Annotated in this window: 15 protein-coding genes, 1 pseudogene and 1 riboswitch; of the genes and pseudogenes, 10 read left to right on the forward strand and 6 right to left on the reverse strand. The window is 71.0% G+C overall.

From position 1 onward, the window contains the following. The first annotated feature begins 94 nt into the window (after positions 1–94). Positions 95–1,186, forward strand: a complete 1,092-nt coding sequence (locus HS045_RS18075) for a restriction endonuclease subunit S (RefSeq protein ID WP_196452489.1) — start codon at positions 95–97, stop codon at positions 1,184–1,186. Positions 1,187–1,275: 89 nt separating this feature from the next. On the opposite strand, the gene HS045_RS18080 is transcribed toward HS045_RS18075, so the two are convergent. Beyond that, positions 1,276–1,845, reverse strand: coding sequence for an ATP-binding protein (locus HS045_RS18080; RefSeq protein ID WP_196452490.1), 570 nt, complete (start codon positions 1,843–1,845; stop codon positions 1,276–1,278). A gap of 133 nt (positions 1,846–1,978) precedes the next feature. Between HS045_RS18080 and HS045_RS18085 the strand changes: the two genes are divergently transcribed. The 7 genes from HS045_RS18085 to HS045_RS18115 all read left to right on the forward strand — a co-directional run bounded on the left by HS045_RS18085 (position 1,979) and on the right by HS045_RS18115 (position 10,726). Beyond that, on the forward strand, positions 1,979–2,758 hold the full coding sequence (locus HS045_RS18085; RefSeq protein ID WP_196452491.1) for a helix-turn-helix transcriptional regulator: 780 nt from the start codon (positions 1,979–1,981) through the stop codon (positions 2,756–2,758). After that, positions 2,749–2,988 (forward strand): DUF397 domain-containing protein, encoded by a 240-nt coding sequence (locus HS045_RS18090; protein ID WP_196452492.1) that lies wholly within the window; start codon positions 2,749–2,751, stop codon positions 2,986–2,988. The genes HS045_RS18085 and HS045_RS18090 overlap by 10 nt, the downstream gene beginning before the upstream one ends. 222 nt (positions 2,989–3,210) lie before the next feature. After that, on the forward strand, positions 3,211–4,626 hold the full coding sequence (locus HS045_RS18095; RefSeq protein WP_196452493.1) for an AAA family ATPase: 1,416 nt from the start codon (positions 3,211–3,213) through the stop codon (positions 4,624–4,626). Continuing rightward, on the forward strand, positions 4,623–5,366 hold the full coding sequence (locus HS045_RS18100) for an HNH endonuclease (RefSeq protein ID WP_307827576.1): 744 nt from the start codon (positions 4,623–4,625) through the stop codon (positions 5,364–5,366). Before HS045_RS18095 ends, HS045_RS18100 begins: the two co-directional genes overlap by 4 nt. A gap of 91 nt (positions 5,367–5,457) precedes the next feature. Then, the gene (locus HS045_RS18105; protein WP_307827577.1) at positions 5,458–8,640 is read left to right on the forward strand and encodes a type I restriction endonuclease; all 3,183 of its coding nucleotides are present in this window, start codon (positions 5,458–5,460) and stop codon (positions 8,638–8,640) included. Positions 8,641–8,653: 13 nt separating this feature from the next. Beyond that, positions 8,654–10,198, forward strand: coding sequence for a serine/threonine-protein kinase (locus HS045_RS18110; RefSeq protein ID WP_196452494.1), 1,545 nt, complete (start codon positions 8,654–8,656; stop codon positions 10,196–10,198). Positions 10,199–10,273: 75 nt separating this feature from the next. Continuing rightward, positions 10,274–10,726 carry a RidA family protein gene (locus tag HS045_RS18115; RefSeq protein WP_230884088.1) on the forward strand — a complete coding sequence of 151 codons (453 nt, stop codon included), beginning with the start codon at positions 10,274–10,276 and terminating at the stop codon, positions 10,724–10,726. Positions 10,727–11,011: 285 nt separating this feature from the next. Here the strand turns inward: HS045_RS18115 and HS045_RS18120 are convergent, their stop codons facing one another. Next, positions 11,012–13,216, reverse strand: a complete 2,205-nt coding sequence (locus tag HS045_RS18120) for a hypothetical protein (RefSeq protein WP_307827578.1) — start codon at positions 13,214–13,216, stop codon at positions 11,012–11,014. Between the two features lie 290 nt (positions 13,217–13,506). On the opposite strand from HS045_RS18120, the pseudogene HS045_RS36420 reads away from it, so the two are divergent. Then, positions 13,507–13,629, forward strand: a pseudogene (locus HS045_RS36420) (AAA family ATPase); the annotation flags it as partial. Positions 13,630–13,656: 27 nt separating this feature from the next. Here the strand turns inward: HS045_RS36420 and HS045_RS18130 are convergent. Then, positions 13,657–14,187, reverse strand: coding sequence for a hypothetical protein (locus HS045_RS18130; protein ID WP_196452495.1), 531 nt, complete (start codon positions 14,185–14,187; stop codon positions 13,657–13,659). A gap of 89 nt (positions 14,188–14,276) precedes the next feature. Here HS045_RS18130 and HS045_RS18135 point away from each other — a divergent pair, with 89 nt between their 5' ends. Then, the gene (locus tag HS045_RS18135; RefSeq protein ID WP_196452496.1) at positions 14,277–14,654 is read left to right on the forward strand and encodes a hypothetical protein; all 378 of its coding nucleotides are present in this window, start codon (positions 14,277–14,279) and stop codon (positions 14,652–14,654) included. Positions 14,655–14,731: 77 nt separating this feature from the next. Here the strand turns inward: HS045_RS18135 and HS045_RS18140 are convergent, their stop codons facing one another. The 3 genes from HS045_RS18140 to HS045_RS18150 form a co-directional block, all read right to left on the reverse strand. Next, positions 14,732–15,544 carry an SAM-dependent methyltransferase gene (locus HS045_RS18140; RefSeq protein ID WP_196452497.1) on the reverse strand — a complete coding sequence of 271 codons (813 nt, stop codon included), beginning with the start codon at positions 15,542–15,544 and terminating at the stop codon, positions 14,732–14,734. A 116-nt stretch (positions 15,545–15,660) separates the two neighbouring features. Then, positions 15,661–16,299, reverse strand: a complete 639-nt coding sequence (gene bluB, locus HS045_RS18145; RefSeq protein ID WP_196452498.1) for a 5,6-dimethylbenzimidazole synthase — start codon at positions 16,297–16,299, stop codon at positions 15,661–15,663. Positions 16,300–16,331: 32 nt separating this feature from the next. Next, positions 16,332–16,531: riboswitch (cobalamin riboswitch) on the reverse strand. Between the two features lie 57 nt (positions 16,532–16,588). Further along, positions 16,589–18,652, reverse strand: coding sequence for an iron ABC transporter permease (locus HS045_RS18150; RefSeq protein WP_196452856.1), 2,064 nt, complete (start codon positions 18,650–18,652; stop codon positions 16,589–16,591). Positions 18,653–18,655: the final 3 nt, after the last annotated feature.

The following is an 18,655-nucleotide window of genomic DNA, read 5'->3' on the forward strand; positions in this document are numbered from 1 at the left end:
ATATGGGCTTGGTCAGCCTCCGCCGTCGAGCCCTGACGGTGTTCCGATTCTTCGGGCGACCAATATCTATCGGGGAAAGATAGTTCCCGAAGGGTTGATCTATGCCGACCTTAAAGATCTCCCACTCACTCGTGCTCCTCTCCTGAAAGCTGGCGAGATCTTGGTGGTGCGCAGTGGTGCGTACACCGGTGACTCTGCGCTGGTGACATCTGAATGGGAAGGGTCCGCGCCTGGGTATGATCTGCGTCTGACCCCGGAGCGAGTAGAGCCTAGATTTCTCGCCTATTCACTTCTTGGTATCGAAGCGACGCATCAAATCGACATCGCAAGGAGTCGGGCCGCTCAGCCGCACTTGAATGCGGAAGAATTAGGTGAGATTGAAATTGTTCTTCCGCAAATTGAGGAGCAATGGCGCATTGCCGACTTCCTTGATATCGAAACATTGCGCATTCAGAGGATGGAGTCCATTCAGCGGGCTGTTCTATCCAAGCTGGACGAGCGGGATCGTGCGTTCCTGGATCTGGAGATCGACCGGCTGGAAGTTCGCCATGGTGTGAAATCCTTCCGCCGTTCGATCCGTCGCATCGAGCAGGGGGCGAGCCCGCAGTGTGACAACGTGCCGGCCGATGAGGACGAGTGGGGTGTCCTCAAGGTCAGCAGCGTCAAGCACGGCTGGTTCTGGCCTGAGGAGAACAAGCGGCTTCCCGACGATTTGGCTCCCGAACGTCGCTACGAAGTGCGGGCTGGTGACCTTTTGGTGACACGCGCTAATACCCCGGCGCTGGTCGGTGCCGCTGCCGTTGTCCCAGAGGTTCGGAGAAAGCTTCTGCTATGCGACAAAATTTTCCGGATCGAAGTCGACTCTGAACTCGACCGCCAATTCGTGGTCCTTGTTTCCCGAGGTACGAAGGTCCGGGATCTCTGCGGCGCTGCCTCGCACGGCACCTCTCAGTCCATGGCGAACCTGAAGGCTGAGGAGATCAAGGAGTGGCCGATCCCGGATGCCGGTCTTGCCGAGCAGCGGGAGATGGTCCGCAGGGTGACGGAGCAGCACGCGGTGACAGGGGCTCTCCGGGAGAAGGTGAGTCGCCAACTGGAGCTTCTCGCCGAGCGGCGCCAGGCCCTGATCACGGCGGCGGTCACCGGGCGGATCGATGTGACGACGGCGCGCGGAGCCGGGGTGTGAGGTCCGTGCGCGCGGGCGCCGCATCCGGGGGCCGTACTCCGCCGGGGTGACGGGGCCGGGCGGAGGGCCGGGGCCGGTCTCTTCCGAGGTCAGGGCCAGGCGAGGACCTGGAACCAGACGGACTTGCCGTACGGGGTGAGGGTCCAGCCCCAGTCGTGGGAGAAGGTCTGGACGATGGCCAGGCCCCGGCCGGAGGGGGACAGGTCGTCCACCTCGCGCATCCGGGGGAGCGTCAGGCAGGGGTCGTGGACGGTCACGGTCAGCAGCGTGTCCTGGCGGCAGACCGTGACGCGCAGGACGTCCGCCGGAGAGTTCCCCGCGCGTCCGAAAGCGCCGACAACGTCGTGAGCGCTGTAGGCGCCGGGGGTGCCGGGGGCGCCGGAAGTACCGTGAGCGCCGTGACGGGGGCCCACCGGGCGGTCGCCGGGGAGTCCGTGGACGAGGGCGTTGGTGGTCAGCTCCGAGGCGAGGAGTTCGGCGACCTCGGGGACGTCCTCGGCGGCGTCCCAGTCGGCGGCCGTGTCGCGGACGAACCGCCGGACCGAGGCCACGCACCTGCCGTCCCGGGGGATCCACCGTTCACCCAGGACCGCGAGGACGGGTCCCAGTGGAGAGCGGCGACCGGCCGGCGCCGTGATCGCAGTGACGACCTCTTCCATCGGATTCCCCTTCCGCCGCGGATCTCGTAGGGTCAGCGTGCCGAGGCATCACTACGGCCGGTAGCCGAACGGTTACCAGACCCGAGCGCTGGAGTTCGTCCCCCCGAGATTGAACTCCGGCAAGGAGGACATCATGGGCGACCTCTACTCCCCGCAGGCGATCTGGGGCCGGGAGCTGCGCCACTACCGGAAGGCGGCGGGCCTGACCCAGGCCGAGCTCGCCTTGAAGATCCACTTCAGCGAGTCGCTGATCAGCGGGGTGGAGACCGGGCAGCTCCCGGCCAGTCCCGAGTTCGCCGAGGTCTGCGACCGGGTTCTGACCACCGGCGGCGCGCTGTACCGCCTGCTCGACTGGCGCAAGGGCCAGGCGTTCCCCTCGTGGTTCGGCCGGTGGCGCGACAAGGAGCAGGTCGCTACCACGATCAGGAGCTACGAGCCGCTGGTGGTGCCGGGCCTGCTCCAGACCGAGGCGTACGCGCACGCCCTGCTCGGCGACGAGGCGGCGGTCGCGGGCCGCCTGGCCCGGCAGGCCGTCCTGACCCGGGAGGACCCGCCGCCCCCGGTCCTGCGGTGCGTGATCGCCGAGCCGGTCCTGCACCTGCTGGTGGGCGGCCCCGAGGTCATGCGTGCGCAGTTGCACCACCTGGCGGCCGTCGCCGGCCCCCAGGTGAGCGTGCAGGTCGTGCCGCAGGGCCGGGTCCGCGCCGGGCTGCTGGCGGGCTTCGCGATCGCGACCCTGGAAGGGGGGAGCGAGGTAGCGTATCTGGAGACGGCCGTCCGGGGCCTGACCACCGGCGACCACGACGAGGTCGCCGAGGTGGTGACGCAGTTCGAGGCCATCCGCATCGAGGCGCTCCCCCTGAGCATGTCGATCGACCTGATCAAGAGAATCGCGGAGGAACGATGGACCTGAGCAACGCCCGCTGGCGCAAGTCCAGCCTGAGCGGGAACAACGGTGGAAATTGCGTCGAGGTCGCCGAGCTGACCGGGGTCACCGGCGGTCCCGCGCACACGGCCGGGCATCCCGACCTGATCGCCGTCCGCGACTCCAAGGACCCCGACGGCCCCGCGCTCTTCTTCACCCCCGCCGAGTGGCACGCCTTCGTCCAGGGCGTCAAGGCCGACGAGTTCGACCTCGGCTGACACCCTCCCGGCCGAGCACCCGTCCTCCGCCGGTCGCCGGTCGCCGGTCGGCGGACGGCGGTCGGCGGACGGTGACCGGTGGAGCCGTTCCCGTTCCGCCTCCGCCGGTCGGTGGGACGTCCGGAAGAACGGCTTCGGCTGGATGGTCTGACTACGGTTCGACGCGGGACAGGTCCTATCGTTCAACGGACAGGACAGCACGATCATGGACAGGAGTCGGCGATGTACATCTCGGAGGTGAAGATCTCCGGCATCCGCGGCTTCTCCGGTTCCCGCAGTGTCGACCTGAAGCTGACCCGCCCGGACGGCAGCCACGCGGGTTGGACGGTCCTGGCAGGCCGGAACGGCTCCGGCAAGACGACGCTCCTTCGCGCGCTCGCCCTGGTGATGGCAGGACCTTCCACAGCACGCGGTCTCGTCCCCGACTTCGAGGGCTGGGTCTCCGACGGACTCGCACACGGATTCGTGAAGGCGATGATCGTCTTCGACGCGGACAAGGATCGCTTCGTCGATTCTCAGCTTGCTGGAAAGTTCGCAGGACATCGGCATCCCAAGAACCGGGTGGCCTGGTTTTCCGCTCAGTTGAACTGGTCGCGTAGGGTGAGCGGCGATTCGGAGCGACATGTGACTCGATCCTCCATGGGAAGCCGCGGTGAAACCGCCTCCCGGGGGCCGTGGGCAGATGATGCAATGGGTTGGTTTTTTGCTGGATATGGTCCTTTCCGGCGAATTATCGGAGGTTCTGCCGAGGCTCAACGGTTGATGCTGAGTGCCGGTCCCGTGCAGCGTCTGGCCACGCTCTTCCACGAGGACGCTTCTCTCGCCGAGAGCGTCGGTTGGCTGATCGACCTCCACCTTCAACGGTTGGAGCAACGGCCGGGAGCCGAAGAGAAGCTGGCCTTCGTCATCGACCTCCTCAACGACGGATTGCTTCCCGATGGTTTCCGCGTCGAGAAGGTCGACCGTGAGGGGCTGTGGGCGGAGAGGAGCGGGCAGGTGATCCCGCTTCGTGAGTTGAGTGACGGATATCGGACCGTCACCGCCCTGGTTCTTGATCTGGTTCGTCAGCTCATCAACACATATGAGTCTTCGCTTGAAGCCCTCGACCGCCTTATTGCCGGAGAGGCACCCATTCCTGTGTTCATCGAGGAGTCGGGAGACCGGCCGGTGGTCCGTACGCCGGGGGTCGTCCTCATCGACGAGATCGACGCGCATCTCCACGTGAGCTGGCAGAAGAAGATCGGCCCGTGGCTCACGAGCCACTTCCCGGCGATGCAGTTCATCGTGACCTCGCACAGCCCCTACATCTGCCAGAGCGCCGATCCCGGTGGCCTGATCCGGCTCCCGGGGATCGACGAAGACGTGCCGCCCCGGGTCGTGGACGAGGAACTGTACGAGCGGGTGGTCTACGGCAGCGGCGACGACGCCCTGCTCACCGACTTGTTCGGCGTCGACTCACCGTACTCCGGCCGGGCCGAGGAGATGCGGCGCCGGCTCACCGTCCTGGAGCGCGCGGTGCTGCGCGGGCGGGCGAGTGCGGAAGAGCAGCGGGAGTACGAGCGCCTGCGGGAGACGCTCACCAGTTCCCTGGCGGCGCGGGTGGACGAGGTGGCAGCGAGGATCTTCGACATCCCGTGATCCGCATCCGCCGTACGGCTCTCCCCCCGGATCTGGCCGACCGCCTTCGCGAGCGTACCGGCAGGCTGCGCGCGGCCGGGGCCGACTGCGCGGGGGCGCGGGCCGAGTGGAAGTCCGCCAGGGCCGTGCGTGTCCGGCTGACGGACCACCTCACCGCGATGGCGACCGGGATCAGGCGCTGCATGTACTGCGGTGACGGGCTCGGGACGGACATCGACCACTTCGAGCCGCTCGCCGCGGCCCCGCTGCGCGCCTTCGACTGGCCCAACCACCTGCTGGCCTGCTCGCACTGTAACAGCCACGAGAAACGGGAGCTCTTCCCCCGGGCCGCGGACGGCACGCCACTGCTCGTCGACCCGTCCGCCGAGGACCCGTACGATCACCTGGAGCTCGTGCTGAGCACGGGGGTCTACGAGGCGCTCACCGTCCGGGGTGAGGCCACGATCGAGGTCTTCGGCCTGAACCGGCCGGATCTGGTCCGCGGCCGGGCGGCGGCCTTCATCCGGACGGTGTGCATGCTCCGCGACCGCGCTCGCCTGGTGCGGCCCGTGGGCCTGGCAGAGGACGCGGACGCGGAGACGGAGGCCGCGGAGATCGCCGTATCCCTGCTCGACCAGCCCTTCGCCGACGTGCTCTACGCGATGCTCCGTTACCGTGACCTGCCCGGCGCCGAGCACGTCCTGAGAGGCAAGGAGGTCGTCGAGGCCCTTGCCGACCCGGCGCTCCACTTCTGGTCATGAATCCATCTCGACGTGCCCATATTTGTGTGTACTCTATTCACTGAGATCTGATTCCAGCAGTAAGGGCCGCCCGTCCGAAGGGAACGTGATCGTGACCCCCGTGCACCACGAGAAGGTCTTCGAAGACGCCATCGAATCAGCCCTTCTCGCGCGCGGCTGGGTGCGGGGCGCGGGCGAGCTCTACGACCACGCCCTGGGCCTCAACCCCACCGAGCTGCTGCACTTCGTGCAGGCGACGCAGCCCACGGAGTGGGACCGCCTGGTCACCGCGGAGGCCGGGAACGAGGCGGGCGCCGCACGGCGGCTGGCGAACGTCGTGGCCAGGGCGATCGACGCCGACGGCGCCCTGGAGGTGCTCCGGCACGGGGTGAAGGACCGGGGCATCGCCTTCCGGCTCGCCTACTTCCGCCCCGCGCACACCATCGCCGCCGACGCGCTGGAGCCGTACCGCAAGAACATCCTCAGCATCGTCCGCCAGTTCCGCTACTCGGCCGCCTCGGCCGACGCCCTCGACCTGGCGCTGTTCGTCAACGGCGTCCCGGTCGCCACGGCCGAGCTGAAGAACACCCTCACCGGCCAGACCGTGGAGGACGCCAAGGAGCAGTACCGCAAGAGCCGCGACCCCAAGGAGCCGCTGTTCGCCCGGAGGGCCCTGGTGCACTTCGCGGTCGACCAGGACCTGGTCTTCCTCACCACGCGGCCGGCGAGGGAGAAGACCCGGTTCCTGCCGTTCAACACGGGCACCGGCGGGCCGGGCGACAAGGGCGGCGCGGGCAACCCGCCGGTCTCCGGGGACGGCGCCTACCGGACCGCCTACCTGTGGGAGCGGATCTGGCATCCCGACACCTGGATGGACCTGCTCAAGCGGTTCCTGCACGTCGACGACGAGGACGTGAAGAAGGGCCGGGGGCGCAGGCCGTACCCCGGCAAGGCCCACAAGCTGCCACTGATCTTCCCGCGCTACCACCAGTGGGACGCGGTGCAGAAGCTGACCGCGCACGCCAAGCGGTACGGCTCCGGCCACAACTACCTGGTGGAGCACTCGGCGGGATCGGGCAAGTCGAACACGATCGCCTGGCTCGCGCACGCGCTGTCGAACCTGCACACCTCGGGCAGCCCGGCGGAGATCGACGAGTCGGCGCTGGCCAAGGGCTACCGGCCGAACCAGCCGGTGTTCGACAAGGTCATCGTGATCACCGACCGGGTGGTGCTGGACCGGCAGCTGCAGGAGACGATCTACCAGTTCGAGCACACGCCGGGCGTGGTCAAGCGGATCGACCAGAGCTCCGCCCAGCTCGCCGAGGCCCTCCAGGGCGAGACCGCCCGGGTCGTCATCACCACGCTGCAGAAGTTCCCGCACATCCTGCAGCAGGTCGAGGGCCTGCGCGGCAAGCGGTTCGCGGTGATCGTGGACGAGGCGCACTCGTCCCAGTCGGGGGAGGGGGCCGCGGCCCTCAAGCGGGTGCTGCGCCGGCTCGGCGGCAAAAGCAGCGACACGGTGCCCGACTTCGCGGCTGACGCCGCGGGTGACGAGGACGGCGAGGACGGCGACCTGCTGACCGCGAGCGCGCTGGCCCGGGGCAGGCACGACACCCTGTCGTACTTCGCGTTCACCGCGACGCCGAAGAACAAGACGCTCACCCTGTTCGGCACGCCGGGGAAGGACGGCAGGCCGCGGGCCTTCCACATCTACTCGATGCGCCAGGCGATCGAGGAGGGCTTCATCCTCGACGTGCTGAAGAACTACGTCACCTACAAGACGCTCTGGCGGCTGATGAGCCAGGAGCCCGACGACCGCGAGGTGGAGCGGCGCAAGGGACAGGCGCTGCTGGCCCGGTTCGCCGAACTGCACCCCACCAGCGTGAGCCAGCGGGCCCAGATCATCGTCGAGCACTTCCGCCGGCACACCGCGTCCCGGATGGGCGGGCGGGCCAAGGCGATGGTCGTCACCGGCTCGCGCGAGCACGCCGTACGGCTCGGCCAGGCGATCCGCGACTACGTCGAGCTCAACGGTTACACCGGCTGCGGCACGCTCATCGCGTTCTCCCAGACGTTGAGGCTCGCCGACGGGCACGGCGTGGAGGTGGAGTACACCGAGGCGGGGCTGAACGGGTTCGGGGAGAAGGAGCTGCCGGACCGGTTCGCCTACTGCCGCGCCGACGACCGCGCGCCGAACGCCGCCGAGAAGGCCGAGTACCGGATCCTGGTCGTGGCCGACAAGTACCAGACCGGGTTCGACCAGCCGCTGCTGACCACGATGTACGTGGCCAAGAAGCTGAAGGGCGTGGCCGCGGTCCAGACGCTGTCGCGGCTGAACCGCACGCACCGGCTCAAGTCGCAGGGCGACATCTTCGTGCTCGACTTCGCCAACGAGGCCGCCGACGTCCAGGCGGAGTTCCAGCCGTACTACGAGGGCACCGCCACCGAGGAGATCGACCCCAACCTGCTCCACCGGCGGGCGGCGGCCGTACTGGGGCACGCCCTGCTGGTGGCGTCGGAGATGCAGGCCCTCGCCGAGGCGTACCTGGCGGCGGAGCGGACCTCCGCGACGCAGCGCGACTGGGAGAAGGCGCACGCGGCGCTCTACCGCCACACCGAGCCCGCCGTGCGGCGCTTCGAGGAGCGGCAGAAGGAGGACGCGGAGAACGACAGCGACTCGGCCGAGCGGTTCCGGGCCGACCTGCGCGGCTATGTGCGGTTGTACGGCTTCCTGTCGCAGGTCGTGCCGTACACCGACGACGAGCTGGAGCGGCTGTACCTGTTCGGCAGGTTCCTGCTCAACCGGCTGCCGCGCAGGGAGGACCCGGCGGTGGACATCGGTGAGGTCGACCTCACGCACCTGCGGATCAGCAGGACCGGGGAGCACGACGTCAGCCTGGCCCCGGTTCCCGGAGGAGAGGTGACGCTCCCCGCCCCCTCGGGTGAGGGCGGGGCCGCGGCCGAGCCCGAGATGACGTCGCTGCACGCCCTCATCGCGGCCGTCAACGACAAGTACGGCCTGGGCCTGTCGGAGGCCGACCAGATCTGGGTGGAGCAGCAGTTCGAGGAGGCGGTCGGCAACGAGTCGCTGAAGGAGGCCGCGCTGGTCAACGACGAGGCCAACTTCGGGGAGGTCTTCGCCGACCACCTGGAGAAGGTCGTCGTCGACCGGCACACCGGCAACACCGGCCTGGTGCAGCGCTTCTTCGACGACTCGCTCTTCCGCTCCCGGATCACCGAGCTGGGCCGGAAGCAGGTCTACCGGATGATCAGGGAGAGCGGCGGCGTCGAGTGATATAAGCATGATCATGGATGCGAGGACGGTCGTCGGCGATCGGTACGAGCTCGTCATGCGTCTGGGGGAGGGCGGCTACGGCGAGGTCTGGAAGGGCTTCGACCAGTCGCTGGACCGGCACGTGGCCGTCAAGGTCATCCGTCCCGAGAGGTTCCCCACGCCGGAGGAGCGCGCGGAGGCCGAGCGGCGGTTCCGCCGGGAGGCCCGGGTCACGGCCCGGCTCCGGCATCCGGGCGTGCCCGTCGTCTACGACGCCGGGGTCTCCGGGGAGTCGCTCTTCCTGGTGATGGAGCTGGTCGAGGGCTACCGCATCGACCACCTGATCGACGCGCACGATCCCCTGCCCGTGGCCTGGGCCGCGGCGATCGCCGCCCAGGTCTGCGCCGTGCTGGCCGTCGCCCACGCCCGGTCGCTGATCCACCGCGACCTGAAGCCGGTGAACCTCATGCTGTGCGCCGACGGCACGGTCAAGGTGCTCGACTTCGGCATCGTCGCGATGCTCGACGCGCCGAACGCCACGAAGATCACCCAGATGGGGCAGGGGGTGGGCACCTACTGCTACATGCCGTCCGAGCAGGCCATCACCGGGAAGGCCGACGCGCGAAGCGACCTGTACGCGCTCGGCTGCGTGCTCCACGAGCTGCTGGCGGGCAGGCGGGTCTTCGAGTCGGCGATCGTGCAGGCGGAGATGGCCCGCCACTACTCCGAACCGCCTCCGCCGCTGCGGTCGCTCCGCCCGGATGTGCCCGAAGAGATCGAGCGACTCGTCCTGTCGCTGCTGGCCAAGAACCCCGCCGACCGGCCGGCCTCCGCCGCGGAGGTCTACGAGCGGCTGCTGCCCCATGTCGTCGCGCTGCCGCCGCTGCCCGGCACGACGGCGGCGGCGCCGTCGCCGGACCCGGGCCGCATGTACGCGGCGGTGGTCGAGCGGATCGCGGAGACCGCCCTGGTGGGGCCCCGGGTTCCGGCCTCGCCCGCGGCGCCTGCGCGTCGTCTGTCGAAGGGAGACCTGGTCGCGGCGAGGGGGCGTGCCGAGGAGCTCGCGCTGGCCGGGCGGGTCAGCCAGGCGGTCGAGATCCTCGAAGAGGCCGTCAGGGCCGGTGCGGCGCTCGCGGGGGAGCGGCACCTGATGATCGCGTTGCGCATGGATCTGGTGAACGCCCGGTTCGCGGCCCGCGACTACGGGACGGCCCTGGACGACTTCGACGAGCTTCTGCCCGCACTCACCGAGATGCTCGGAGCGGATCACCGGGCGGTCCTCGAGTGCCGCTACAACCAGACGCTCAGCCTGGCCGCGCTGGGGCGGGACGAGGCCGCACGGGACGAGATGACCGCCCTTCTCGCGGATGTACGGGCCGCGGTGGGCGAACATGACGCCCTCGCCTTGGAGCTCCGCCGTGAGATCGCCGAGCTGCTGGCGAGGATGGGCGACCATCGGGGAGCTCACGACCGCTTGAGCGCCCTGCTTCCCGACATGACCGCAGTCCTGGGCGCGGACGATCCGGAGGTCGGGCACGTATGCGTGCTGCTGGAGAACCTGGACCGGCTCGGCGGCTAACCCGTGGAAAAGCGGATGACGTCCCGGACCCCGTACGTCGATCATCGCTGTGTCGACTCACCGAGGAGGAAAACGATGATCCACCGGATGACCGCCGCGGGCCTGTTCCCGCCGCCGGACTACGCGCACGCGGCCGTGGTCGAAGCGGGCCGGCGCCTGGCGTTCATGGCCGGAGCCGTCCCCCTGGACGGGGAGGGCGGTCTCGTCGGAGCCGGGGACCCCGTGGCCCAGACCCGGCAGGTCCTCGTCAATCTGCGGATCGCGCTGGAGGAGGTCGGCAGCGACCTGAGCCAGGTGCTGTCCAGCACCGTCTACGTGGTCGCGGACGTCCCCGGAGACCTCGCCCGGGTGTGGGAGGTCGTACGCCGCTCCGAGCTCGCCGCGGGGCCGCACACGTCGACCCTGCTGGGTGTCTCCTGCCTGGGCTACACCGGCCAGCTCGTCGAGATCACCGCCGTTGCGGCCGTTCCGGACGAGGGGTCTCTCCCGCCGGGCGCGGAGAACGGCGACGGGGCGGGTACTTCCTGAACCTGGGAGGGGCCGCCGGCGGTGGGTGACCCCGGCGCGGGGAGGCGGCGGACATCGCGGCCCTCATGACCGGCACCCGTGGCTTCGCCGTGCCCGGCCGGTGGCGAGGAAAGCTCGGGAGCTGGATGAACCAGTAGGCCCATGGGGCCTACCTGGAGTCGAACCAGGTGAGAAGGAAGCCCCTGAATGGCCCCGCCACCGGACGCGAGGAGAGCGGGAGAGCTGGAGTGTCAATTGGGAAGATTGAGAAGGAAGCCCTCCCATGGCCTCGCGGCGCCAACGGTATCAGGCCGGGATCAGCTCGTGCAGTGTCGCGGCGGTGTACACCCGCGAGCCCGGCGGGAGACCGGCCGGAGCGGCCAGCCCGATGTAGGTGATCCGCCCGGTGCCGGTGCCGGTGCCGGTGCCGGTACCGGTTGCGGTGCCGGTGCCGGGGGTCCGCCCGGCGGCGGCGGTCGCGGCCTTCGCGCGCAGCAGGTCGACGAGGTGGCGGACCCGGAGGTGGTCGCGTTCCACGATCGAGCGCACCAGCAGCGACGCGGTCACCCGGTTGCCCTCGACCTGGTTGAACCGGGGGTGGCCCTTCAGGTAGAGGTGCAGCCACTTCACCCGCCAGACCCCGTCGTCGCCGCGCAGGAAGACCAGCGGCAGGGCGACCCGGCCGGAGCCGCGCAGGTCCGACTTCATGCGCACGGTACGCGGCTCGAAGGGGCGGCCCTCCTGCGCGGCGTCCCTGGTCATGAAACCGAAGAACGCCTCGGCGGCCTCGTCGAACGGCTCCCCGGAGTAGATGTTCACCTGGGGGATGACGATCGGCCGGGTCGCCTCGGCGAGGCGGACGTCGATGAACTCCGACGCGCCGTCGGAGGCGTCGGTGAGGTCGCCCGAGTACCGCGCGAAGTCGCTCGTGTAGTTCGTCCAGGAGACCTGCTCCGGGTCGCCGTAGGACGCGTCGAGGATGAGCGCCGACAGGTCGTAGTCGGTGCGCCGCTCGGCCTGGCGCCAGTGGACGAAGAACCGGAGCAGTTCCCCGTCCACCCGGGACAGCGACCCGCGGGGGAGCATGCCGAGCCCGGGCGCGACCGCCTTTCCCGACAGGGGCAGGGCCACGTCGAGCACGTCGGGGTCGACGACGAGCTCGCCGGGGTCGGGGAGCCGGCGAGTGATCTCCTCGTCCAGGACGGCGAGCAGCCGCTCCAGCACCTCCCCGCCGAGCGGCGCGCGGCCGTCCGGGGTCGTCCACGCCCTGCCGTACCGGTTGACGAAGACGCGGCCGGCGGCGGGCTCGATCCGGTTCTGCAGGTGCTCGCGCAGGGAGAGCAGCACGCGGCCGGACGCCCGCCCGGCGGACCGTTCTGCGGCGTCCAGGACGGCCGACGCGGACGAGCCGGTCCGCAGCAGGTGGTCGAGGCGGCGCAGCAGCGCTCCGGGAGCGTGCTCCAGCAGCCGGACGGCGTCGGCGGTACGGCCGGCCGACAGGGCGGCCTCCACCCGGCTGTCGAAGCCGGGGACCCTCCGCGCGCCCCTGGCCGTCTCGAAGACCTGGGCGGCCCGCGGGAACCGCGGGAACTCGTGCGGGTGCAGCCGCTCGCCGAGTCGCTTCCACTGCTCCCGGTGGCGCGCGACGTCGCCGTGCTTGGCCGGGGGCAGGCCGTCCAGCGCGGCCAGCAGGGCGCGGCGCTCGGCACGGCGGAAGGAACGGAACCGGGTGGGCGCGGTGAGCGTGACGTCGCCGCCGGAGGCGCCGCAGGCCAGTCGGAGCACGTCGGTCACCGTGTCGACGAGCAGGGGCAGGCCGGCGGCCAGCCGTACCTCGTTGACGACGGCGCGGTTCTCGCGCACGGGGACGTGCTCCGGCTGCTCGGCGCAGAACGAGGCCAGCGAGCGCAGGGCCGCCAGGTCCTCGGCGGCGAGCGGCGCCTCCGAGCCCGCCAGCGAGAGGTAGAGGTCGCGCGCCTCGGCCTGTAGGCTCCCGCCCGGCTCCAGTACGGTCACCCGGTCCCCGGCCAGCGGGACCAGCTCCGCGTGCGCGGCCAGCAGTTCGGCGTAGGTGTGCCGGTAGCGGCCGTATCCGGGCAGGCTCAGCAGGTCGAGCGTCGAGGTCCGGACCCGCGCGGCGGCCGGGTCGAGCGCGGTGACGGGATCGAGCAGCGCCTCGCGCAGCAGGCCGGCCCAGAACTCCACGGTGTCGGGCACGTTGGCGGGGAAGTCGATGAAGTAGGCGTTGTGCCGCACGTGGTCGCCGACCAGCCGGCGGACCGCGGTCAGGACGCGCACGCCGAGGTCGACCACCGCCGCACCGGGCAGCTCGGCCAGGCGGGCGAGCAGGGCCGGGGAGCACGTGAACCCCACGCTCAGCAGCGCGGCGTCGAGCTGCCGGGCGGCCGTCGCCCCCCAGTCCGGTGCGGCGTCCGCGGGAGTGTCGAGGGGGACGCGCAGACGCCTGGTGATGACGAGGCTTTCCAGAGCGGGATTTCCCAGAGCGTCCACGGAAGCACCTTATCGGCGGATGGGTGTGGCGCGCCTTCGTCCTGGGCGCCGGGACCGCTGAGTCCAGCCCCGGCTGACGCACTACGACCGAGCGTCCACCCTCACCCCGGTCGGTTGCCGAACGACGCCGGCGACCGGCTGTCGTCTCCTCTCACGGCATCCTGTGCGCCGATCCCGCCAGATCATCGCCGGGGACCGGGAAAGATGGGCACGGCACAGGGCTTCGGAGCGGCTCGCCGTACGGTTCGTATGGAGACTGGCGAAAGAGGGGTGGGCCGACGGACGAGCGGTTGGTCGAGCTGAAGGTGGAGAACTTCCGCAGTCTCAAAGAGGTGACGCTGCCACTGGGACCGGTCAACGTCCTGGTCGGTCCGAACGGTGCGGGCAAGACGAACGTCCTGAAGGTATTCGACTTCCTCGCCGACATCGCCCGGACCGATCTACGGCCGGCCCTTGAGAGGCGGGGAGGTTTCGAGGAACTGGTCTTCCGGGGCGGCGCCGCGGCCCCCCGGTACATCCAGATCGAGCTGAAAGGGCACTGGCCCGGCGCTGCGATTGCTGAGGCTCCGCTCGACACCTACCGCTTGAAGATCGATGAGGATCCCGCAGCGCGGGAAGAACTCTTCCGGTTCAGTGATGCCGACGGCCGGTGGAACCGGATCGAGGTGTCCGGCGAGCGGGTCGTGAATGCTCAGTACGGATCCGGTGAAGCGATCCCGGAGGACGGGACCGGCCACCGAGCGGGAGTGAGGAAGATAGGAATCCAGCCGTTCAGCGCCGGTCTCTCCGCTCTGTCCCGCCTGTCGGATGACGTTGGAGGGGGGAAGGTCGCGGGACTCGCTGATCTCCTCACGGAGGACTTCCGCATCTTCGACGTCGACGTTCCCCGCGCGTGCATGCCGTCGCGCGTCTCCGGCGGCGTGTACCAGCCCATCGCGACCGACGCCTCCAACCTGTCGCAGTTCCTGCACGGGCTCCGCGAGTCGGACGAGGACATCTGGGAGCGGCTCCAAGCCGACGCGGGGGAGGGACCCGCGTCCGGCCGACGAAGAAGCCGGTCGTGGTCGTCGCGGGAGAGGACAGGAACGACCGGATCGCCCTCAGGGTGCTGCTGGAGGAGTTCTGCCCGGACATGCGGGGCAGGATCGTGGAGATCAGCGACCCGGTCAGGCTGCACCAGGCGACCGGGGCCACTCTCGCCGCCCGTGCCGAGGCCCTGGCGGGCAAGGTGCGGGCGCGGGCCACCCGGGACGACACCGGTGTCGCGTGCGTCTTCGTCCACGAGGACCTCGACCGGGCTGACGGCGACGACTACCCGGTCATCCGGGAGCGGGTCGGGAAGGCACTGGAGGCGGCTCTCGGCACGGCTCACTACGTGCTGGCCGTGGCGGAGATCGAAGCCTGGCTGCTGCTCTGCGCGGAGCACATGGAGAGGTGAAATCATCGCCGAGTTCGGCGTACGGTCGGCCGCCTCGGCCGTCTCGGCCGTCTCGGCCGGCGTTCCGGGCGGCGTCCTCACGGTTTGCGGGCGACCCCGCAGAACTGGGACACCTCTTCGGGCTCGCCCCAGGGCTCGGCCTCGACACGCCACCGCGAGCAGGACACCACGCCGGGTTCCAGGAGTTCCAGCCCGTCGAAGAAGGTCGCGAGATGACTGCGGGAGCGGGCCACGATCGGGGTGCCGCCCCGCTCCATGAACCGCCGCATCGCCTCGTGCATGGCCTCGCCGTGGACCTCGGCCGTGGCATGCGCGATCACCAGGTGGCTGCCGGAGGGCAGGGCGTCGACCAGCTCCCGTACGATCTTCCCCGCTTCGGCGTCGTCGACGATGTGGTGCAGGATGCCCAGCAGCATCAGCGCGACGGGTTCGGCGAGGTCGAGCGTCTGCGCGGCGGCCCGCAGGATGTGCCGCGGGTCGCGCAGGTCGGCCTCGATGTACTGGGTGCGGCCTTCGGGCGTGCCGGCGAGCAGGGCGCGGGCGTGCGTCAGGACGATCGGGTCGTTGTCGACGTAGACGATCCGGGCCTCCGGCGCGATCCGCTGCGCGACCTCGTGGGTGTTGTCGGCCGTGGGCAGGCCCGTGCCGATGTCGAGGAACTGGCGGATGCCCGCCTCTCCCGCCAGGTGCCGTACGGCCCGGCCCAGGAACGCCCGATCGGCGCGGGCCGCTTCCACGATGCCCGGGATGAGCTCCTTGACCATCTCCCCGGCCTCGCGGTCGGCCGGGTGGTTGTCCTTGCCGCCCAGCCAGTAGTTCCAGATGCGGGCCGAATGCGGCCGGTCGAGGCCGAGGTCGCGCGGGGCGCCGGATTCGCGGGGGGTGTCCATGGGGCAGGTCCGTTCATTCGGGGGGTCACGCCGAAAACGACCGTCCTAGTCGATCATGTCCGTCCGGGCCGCGGCAAGCCTTTCCCGGGCCCGCGGCAGGCCTTTCCCGGGCCGCGTCACCACCGTTCGTGCCGGACCGCCGCGCTCAGCGGGACGCGGTGGCGCCAGCCCTGCCGCTCCAGGTCGGGCGCCGGTTCGACGTGGGTGACCGGTCCCAGGCAGAGCCAGGCCACCGGGCGGATCCCGGACGGGATGCCGAGCAGGCGCCGCACGAACGGCTCGCGGTAGAACGAGACCCAGCCGACGCCCAGCTCCTCGGCGGTGGCCGCCAGCCACAGGTTCTGGATGGCCAGGCAGACCGAGTACAGACCGGTGTCGGCGATGGCGTGCCGGCCCAGGACCGCGGGGCCGGCGCGCTCGGCGTCGTAGGTGACGACCACCGAGAGGCTCGACTCCAGGACGCCGTCGACCTTGATCCGGGCGAACCGCTCGGCCTCGTCCCCGCTGAGGGAGGCCGCGAAGACGGCCCGTTCCCGCTGGACGTGGTCGTGGAAGGCGCGGCGGGTGCCGAGGTCCCGCACGACGACGAAGTCCCAGGGCTGGGAGAGCCCGACGCTGGGCGCCGCGTGCGCGGCGCCCAGCACGCGGTCGAGGACGTCGCCGGGGACGGGTCCGCCGTTGAACTGGGACCGCACGTCGCGGCGGCGGTGGATGACGTCGTAGACGCCGGTGTTCGCAGAGACGCCGTCGTTCACAGGGCAGGCTCCCGCTGCTCGTGCCGCCCTCGGGGCGGCGGGTGGAGCGAGGCCGGTCTTCGGACTCTCGGATCAACGCCTGCACCGTCCGCCTTCCCGGCCCGCAGGCCAGTGGCCGCACCTCCGTGCGTGGACGGCAGCTCCCCGATCACCGCGGCGGGCCCGTGCCGGAGTCGCACCGGCTTCCCGATTCTCCTCCCCGCGGGGAGGCACCTCGCGTCAGTTCGTGCCGGACGCGACTGTAGCGCAGCCCGCGGACGCGGGCACGGGAGGGCCCGGAGCCGGCCGGTCAGCCGTCCGCCCGCGCCCGTGAGCGCCACAGCAGCCAGACGAAGTACGGCGTGCCGAGCAGCGCGGTGACGAGCCCGGCGGGCACCTGAGCCGGGGCGATGACGGTGCGCCCGAGCGTGTCGGCCAGGCTCACCAGCAGGGCGCCCAGGAGCACGGCCACGGGCAGGACCCGGGTGTGGCCGGAGCCGACCAGGGCGCGGGCGGCGTGCGGGGCGATCAGGCCGACGAAGCCGATCACGCCCACGGCGGAGACCGCGGTGGCGGTCAGCAGCACCGAGCCGCCCAGGGCGGCCAGCCGTACCGGTTCCAGGGGGACGCCGAGGATGCGCGGGGTGTCCTCGTCCAGGGAGAGCAGGTCCAGGTCGCGGCGGAGCCAGACGATCAGCGGGACCACCAGGACCAGGGCCAGCGCGACCGGGACGAGCTGGACGGGGACGCGGCCGTAGGTGGAACCGGACAGCCAGGTCAGCGCCATGGCGGTGTTCCAGGGGTCCGCCTTGACGATGATCAGCACGGTGACGGCGGTGCAGGCCGACTGCATGCCGACGCCGATCAGCACCAGGCGGTCGGAGCTCAGCCCGCCGCGCCACGACAGCAGGTAGACCGCGGCGGAGGCGGCCAGCGCGCCTGCCATGGCCGCCGCGGACATCGGCCAGATCCCGGCGAGCGGGGTGAGGGCCAGCAGGGAGATCGCGCCCACCCCCGCACCGGCGGTGACGCCGAGCATGCCGGGCTCGGCCAGCGGGTTGCGGCACACGGCCTGGACGGCCGTGCCCGCGGCGGCCAGCGCGGCGCCGGCGAGCACCGCGGCCAGCACCCGGGGATAGCGCTGGTCGAGCACGAAGGTGAGGCCGCGGCCGGTCCGCCCGCTGAGCCAGTTGACCAGGTCGCCGCCCAGGATCCAGGTGTCGCCGCCGAGCATGCCGAGGAAGACCGCACCGGCGAGCAGGAGCGCGCAGGCCGTCACCACGATCAGGAAGGCGGCGCGGGAGCGGGCCGCGACGCGCACGATCGGCGGCCGGCGGGTCGGTCCGGCGTCCCGGTAGCGGCGGGCCAGCCACACCATCACGGCGGCGCCGAACAGCGAGGTCACCACGCCGGGCGGCACGTCGACGCCCGCCTGCCCGCCGAAGACGGCGCGCAGCGCGATGTCGGAGCCGAGGACGACGAGCACGCCGACGAGGCCCGCCAGCGGCAGCGTCGTCCGGTGGCGGTGCACGCCCGGCAGCAGCCTGACGATCACCGGCGCGCACAGGCCCACGAACCCGACGGGGCCCGCGACGGTCACCGCGGCGGCGGCCAGCAGGACGGCCAGGAGCGTGAGCACCAGGCGCAGCCGCCCGACGTTGACGCCGAGCACGGTGGCGGTGTCGTCGCCCAGGGCCAGGATGTCGAGCCGCGGCCCGGCCAGCACGGCGGCGGCCAGGACCAGCAGGATCAGCGGGCCCATCTGGGCGACGGCGTCGAGGTCGCTCTGCACGAGTGAGCCGCTGCCCCAGGCGAACAGCCCGGTGGTCTCCTCCTCGAACAGGATCATCAGCAGGTTGGTGAGCGAGTGGAGCGCCAGCGCGGTCGCCGAGCCCGCCAGGATCAGCCGGGTCGTCCCGGTCCGGCCGCCCGCGGCGAGCGCCATCACCAGGGCGGCCGCGGCCAGTCCGCCCAGCAGGGCGAGCAGGCCCGACAGGGCCGGCGGCAGGGTCAGGCCGAAGACCGCGGCGGCGGCGATCGCGAGGTAGGCGCCGGCGCTGACCGCCAGCGTGTCGGGCGAGGCCATGGGGTTGCGGGAGACGGCCTGCAGCAGCGCACCCGCCACGCCGAGGGCGACGCCGACGGTGACGCCGGCCAGCAGTCGGGGCAGCCGGGAGGCCAGCAGGATCCGGGCGGCCTCGCCGTCGGCGTCCCCGAACGGCAGCCGGAGCAGGTCGAGCGCGCCGATCGACGAGGTGCCCTGTGTCACGTGGACCGCGGCGGCCACGACGACCGCCGCCAGCGTCAGGAGGACCACGCCGGCGCCGCCCAGCCGCCGCAGCGGGGTGGGAGGCGCCGGCGGGGCCTGGACCATGGT

The organism is Planomonospora sp. ID82291, from assembly GCF_015711645.1.
Taxonomy (GTDB): domain Bacteria; phylum Actinomycetota; class Actinomycetes; order Streptosporangiales; family Streptosporangiaceae; genus Planomonospora.